Annotated in this window: 5 protein-coding genes; 4 read left to right on the top strand and 1 reads right to left on the bottom strand. The window is 41.7% G+C overall.

The genetic code is table 11. The features are described 5' to 3' along the window. Positions 1-132: 132 nt before the first annotated feature. Positions 133-984, bottom strand: coding sequence for an Mrp/NBP35 family ATP-binding protein (locus tag ACP5N5_RS05595; protein WP_012607803.1), 852 nt, complete (start codon positions 982-984; stop codon positions 133-135). Between the two features lie 71 nt (positions 985-1,055). On the opposite strand from ACP5N5_RS05595, the gene mvk reads away from it, so the two are divergent. The 4 genes from mvk (at position 1,056) to ACP5N5_RS05575 (ending at position 4,892) form a co-directional block, all read left to right on the top strand. Next, complete coding sequence (gene mvk / locus ACP5N5_RS05590; protein ID WP_276814647.1) at positions 1,056-2,006, top strand: mevalonate kinase; 951 nt, start codon at positions 1,056-1,058, stop codon at positions 2,004-2,006. Positions 2,007-2,089: 83 nt separating this feature from the next. Next, positions 2,090-2,512, top strand: a complete 423-nt coding sequence (locus ACP5N5_RS05585; protein ID WP_276814645.1) for a hypothetical protein — start codon at positions 2,090-2,092, stop codon at positions 2,510-2,512. Positions 2,513-2,730: 218 nt separating this feature from the next. After that, on the top strand, positions 2,731-3,669 hold the full coding sequence (locus ACP5N5_RS05580) for a hypothetical protein (RefSeq protein WP_428133707.1): 939 nt from the start codon (positions 2,731-2,733) through the stop codon (positions 3,667-3,669). A gap of 113 nt (positions 3,670-3,782) precedes the next feature. Continuing rightward, entirely contained in the window at positions 3,783-4,892 is a 1,110-nt protein-coding gene (locus ACP5N5_RS05575) for a glycosyltransferase family 2 protein (RefSeq protein ID WP_012607799.1), read from the top strand. The last annotated feature ends 77 nt before the right edge of the window (positions 4,893-4,969 follow it).

Raw genomic sequence — 4,969 nt, 5'->3', positions numbered from 1 at the left:
AGTGAACGCCCCTAAGCCAAATGCAAGCCCAAAGGGGATATAGGGGGAACAAGGATGAAGTGATGAAACCAGCTTATATAAACCTATACCTATATAAGACCTGAACCCCTTTTAATTACGGCTCCTTAAAAATTAATTTGCCTCGGTGTTTTTTATTATTTTATCAACTACCTCCATGATGGCTTTAGCAGCCTCGCCATGTGGATAGGCCAGTAAATAGGGTATCCCCTTATCCACGGCTTCATTTATTAAAGGATCTAACGGTATCATGCCAAGGAGCACCGTGCCATATTTACTTGCGAGATACTCGCCTGTGCTTTTACCTAGCAGGTTGAACACTGTACCACAGACAGGACACTTGAAGTAACTCATATTCTCCACTATACCCAGTAGCTTGACATTATTCTTCGCTGTGAAGTTAACTGCTTTAGCCACAATAGTTTCTGTCAACATATTCGGGGCTGTAACTATTATTGCCCCAGTTATACTGGGGAGGGATTGAACAAGTGTTATGGCTGCATCACCTGTACCAGGAGGCATGTCGATTACCAGGTAGTCTCCACTACCCCAGGCAACTTTACTCAGTAGCTCTGTAATGGCTCTGGATACAAGTGGTCCACGCCACACCACCGGTAAATCAGGTGAGTCGAGCATTAGGTTTATTGCAACAGCCTTCACACCTAGCGGTCCTTCGACGGGAAGTATATCACCGTCTTCATCTGCGTAGTGTCTCGCTCCCTGTATACCGAGCATCAATGGTATCGACGAGCCGTGCACATCGGCATCTAATATGGCTACTTTTCTCCCTCTTATAGCTAATCCAAGAGCTATGGATGAGGAGATAAATGTCTTACCTACCCCACCCTTACCGCTTAAAACAATTATTTTATACTTATATCCCTCCAGCCTCTTTTTGGCATCATTGATTAGCTTGAAGACTGGTGTGAATGGGACTCGTTTCTCCCCGCTACTACTCATTAACATGCACCATGGTAATCATTTATAACCATGTTATCTCACTATACTCTTAAATAGTTTAAGGGTGCGTAGAGTAAATGACCTGTAGTATAGCACCTGGCAAGATCATCTTATTCGGCGAGCACTTCGTTGTAGAAGGCTATCCAGCGATCGGCCTAGCTGTGGGGCTCTACGCTAGAACATGCGTTGAGGAAGGGGATTTGAAAATCTACTCTAGGCAACTGGGGCCAATAGATCCCTCCTCCAAGGAGGCGAAACCATATATGAGGATCATTGAGGAGGCAAGTATAAGATATGGTTGCAGAGACAGGTATAGGATATATATAGACTCCGAAATACCCGTTGGAGCTGGAATGGGTTCTTCAGCAGCTGTAAACGTCTCCCTAGCTCACTCCCTACTGGAAACATGTGGCGTGGAGTTCACTAAGGAGGATGTCAGTAGAATAGCCTACCTGGGGGAAACCATGGTCCATGGTAAGCCAAGTGGCGTAGATAACACGTTATCCACTTACGGTGGACTCGTATACTACAGGCAGGGCTTATTCAAGCGCCTTAACACATCTTTACCAGAGAATACAGCACTAATAGTAGCTGACACAGGTGTTAAAAGGGATACAGGCCTAGTGGTTAGAGAAGTATTAGAGAGATATAGGAGACTAGGAGGGCTTGGCAAGGCGATTTATGAAGTAGCTGGTAGACTAGTCGAAGAAGCAGCAGTAGCCATCGAGAAAGGCGATGTAAGTAGGCTGGGTGAATTAATGATCGTTAACCATGGATTACTCTTCGCGATGGGTGCCTCAGCCTGGATAAACGACTACCTTGTCTACAAAATGATTAACAATGGTGCTCAAGGAGCAAAGCTGAGTGGTGCTGGGAGGGGGGGTATAGTTATAGGGATAGCAAGACTGGAGAACACTGGTAAAATAATGGAGGCACTGAAGACCGAGAAGGTTAACGCATACCTGGTTAAACCGGATTATGAGGGTGTCCGCTCAATAAATACTAGGGTTTCCCCCATGAAGCATTAAATAAAGCCGATGCCATTATTTAAATGAGAATGATGAATATAGTGGTCTATGAGACGTGATTAGACTCCCATGGGCTGACCCCTATGATGGATGAGAATAAGCCGGGAAACGGGAAAATCCGAATACGCGTAACCCGTGAGATATTGGAGAAATTAAACTCTATTCTCCACGAGTTTCTCCCATCGATTTACAGCTATAACAATTTAATCAAGGGCGAGAAATACTATTTAAAACCAGTCCACATAGTCTCCAGGAAACTACCCTCCGGCTCAACTGTGAAATACTATTACTATGGAAGATACTGGTATAAAATCGAGAAAAACAATAAAAGCATTAAATGGATCTACCTTGGTAAAGAAAAACCATCGCCAAACCTTCCCGACCCACCGGAGAATTTACTTGAGGGCCTCGTAGTAAAGAAGATTGATGATGGAAACATGGTGGAACTAGTAATCGCTAGCGAAGAATTATTTAGGAAACTATACGATAAGCTTTTCCAGCATTGAAACACTGCTTTCCCATTCTATCCAACCCATTATACAATCCTTACCGGCACATCCTTGATGCCGCATCTACAAGGAAGGGATCCCTATTAGCGGATGTTATTCTAAGTGGATCCCTTATCCTGGTTCAGTCAACTATAGCCAAAATTTATAACTGGACAATGATATAATATACAAATAAGCCTGGTTTTAGGAATACCGGTTATCATGGGGACCAAGTAATGATAGTAAATATAGATGTGGCTAGCAGAGTTCTCAACAGGATACTTCTTAAATATCTCTCAGTATCCAGGGGAAGTCTAATAGCTAGGATGGCCTTCACCAATGAAGGAGAGCTGTTCAAATATCTGAAGGATACATGTAGAAATACTATATGTATAGCATTAATTCATGCTGGAAACGTGAACGGCGAGATATATGTTACGCAGGAAAATATAGTGGCCAGCTACCTCGAGGTTGGGGGAGAGCAATTGAATGGCGTCAACGCATTGAATAAGCTTAAAGAACTTAACAATGGGTATGTTGAAGTATATAGCTTTAACCCCCAGGTTATAAGCTATATACATAAACACATTGATACATTGATAAAGGAGGTAAGAAGCGAGGCTAAAACATCTGGCAAAATAATGACGTCTATGAATACTATTCTAAGATTAATAGACATCCCCTGCTACATCGATGAACTAGAATTCATGAATGGAGAGGAAATGATTTACGTCGATGCTGCATGTAACGATGAAGATCTTACATTATATATCATTCTTATATTACTCAGATTGCTCGACTTATACTCTATATCTCCCTCGGTGATCAATTATTCTGTAAGACTGAAAACCCTGGAGCAAGGAATTATAAGGGAGAAAATAGTGAAAAAATATCTGGAAATCCCTGATGATACAACCAGGATGATATACCTTGAGCTACCAATGATTCTCGCATCAGTTGGCTCACACCTCCTCAACATTGAAATAAAGAGGCAGCGTGGAAAGATCATCCTCAACATTGAGGCTACACCACCTATATTTACCATGGAACCCGACGAGCTAGCCTCGAGGATCTATAATGCTCTTAGCAGATACATCAGTAAACTCGAGGTCAACGTGGAATATACAGTGAAAACTCCCGTGGGTCCAGTGAAAACCAGGGGTAAAGCCCCCTAAAACCATCACATTGTTCACGACCCTCAACAATAAACTTTAATAATTATCCGGGGGAATTAATATTGTCTGTATTAAGGTGATTAGGATAAACCAATTTTGATGGATGATTAGGGTTGAACCAGGAATTAGCAGGCAGTATCACCGAGCTGGTTGTAGGGGTGGCACTTGCCTACTCACTGCTACTTTCCATAGGTTTAACAGGGTATATAGGTTATAAACCCCACAGAGCCAGCTTTAAGGCGAATAACTATGAACTAGTTATTGTTTCAAAAGCTAATGAAAAAGTACAGAGGAGCCTTATAGAGTCTATAAAATACCATGTGTCAAGGTTCGGGCATGTAACCCTTGTTGTTGACGAGGGGGCTCCACTACTTAATACCCTGCGTTATTTCAAAGGGGTGAAACTCATAGTCGTCCCATCAAACTATAGAAGGGATTTAATGGGGAAGGGAAGGGCCTTAAACTACTTCGTAGAACACTTTGTCTCCCCAGATAAATGGTATGTATTCATAGATGATGACAACCTTATTTTAGATGATTCATTCCTCTATGAGATACCTTATTACGAGGCAAATGGTTTTGTAGCAGGTAATGGAATCCTGCTTCCCAGGCCGGGTAAAAGTAAGATGGCTTATGCAATGGATTGGATCAGGTATATTGATGATCTAACCCTTTACAGATTCTTCACAGGCTTACTGGGAAAGCCCTTGATAGGGTTACATGGCGAGCTCTTAATAGTTAAAGGCGCTGTTTTAAAGGAGATAGGCTTCAATAATAGATCCCTAACCGAGGATTTCAGGTTTGCGATAGAATTGGTCAAGAGAAAATATAAGACATGGCAGTCTAATACCAGGATCTCGATAAAGAGTCCAAATAGTATAAGGGATCTAATGATTCAACGTGGACGATGGTTCAAGGGCTTGATAAGCGATATAAAGTACTCGCCGACACCAATGAAGCTCATAGTTGGCTTTAGATCCTTTGCATGGGTTCTTAACTCGATTATCTCAATAATGTTCTTCCCGGTTCTAATATATCTAGGCCTAGTATGGTATATACTACCTGGAAGCCTCTATTATTTCGCATCATATACCTATGGAGTAATTAGAAGCAAAGAGCCATATCTATTTTTCCTCATACCATTATTCGGCTTCATAGAGGCTTCATCAAGGATTTATGGATTAATCGAGGTAAGCGATTTCATAGTAATAGATAAAAACTAGGACAATTATAGTAGAACCTATCTATAGGGTGGATAAAATGAGATATTATAGTCAAACATATAGATTCAGATATAATG

The sequence above is a fragment of the Desulfurococcus sp. genome (genome assembly GCF_049970475.1).
Lineage (GTDB): Archaea > Thermoproteota > Thermoprotei_A > Sulfolobales > Desulfurococcaceae > Desulfurococcus > Desulfurococcus amylolyticus.
Note: the sequence above shows the minus strand (reverse complement) of the source record. Positions and strands in the feature narration are given on the sequence as shown.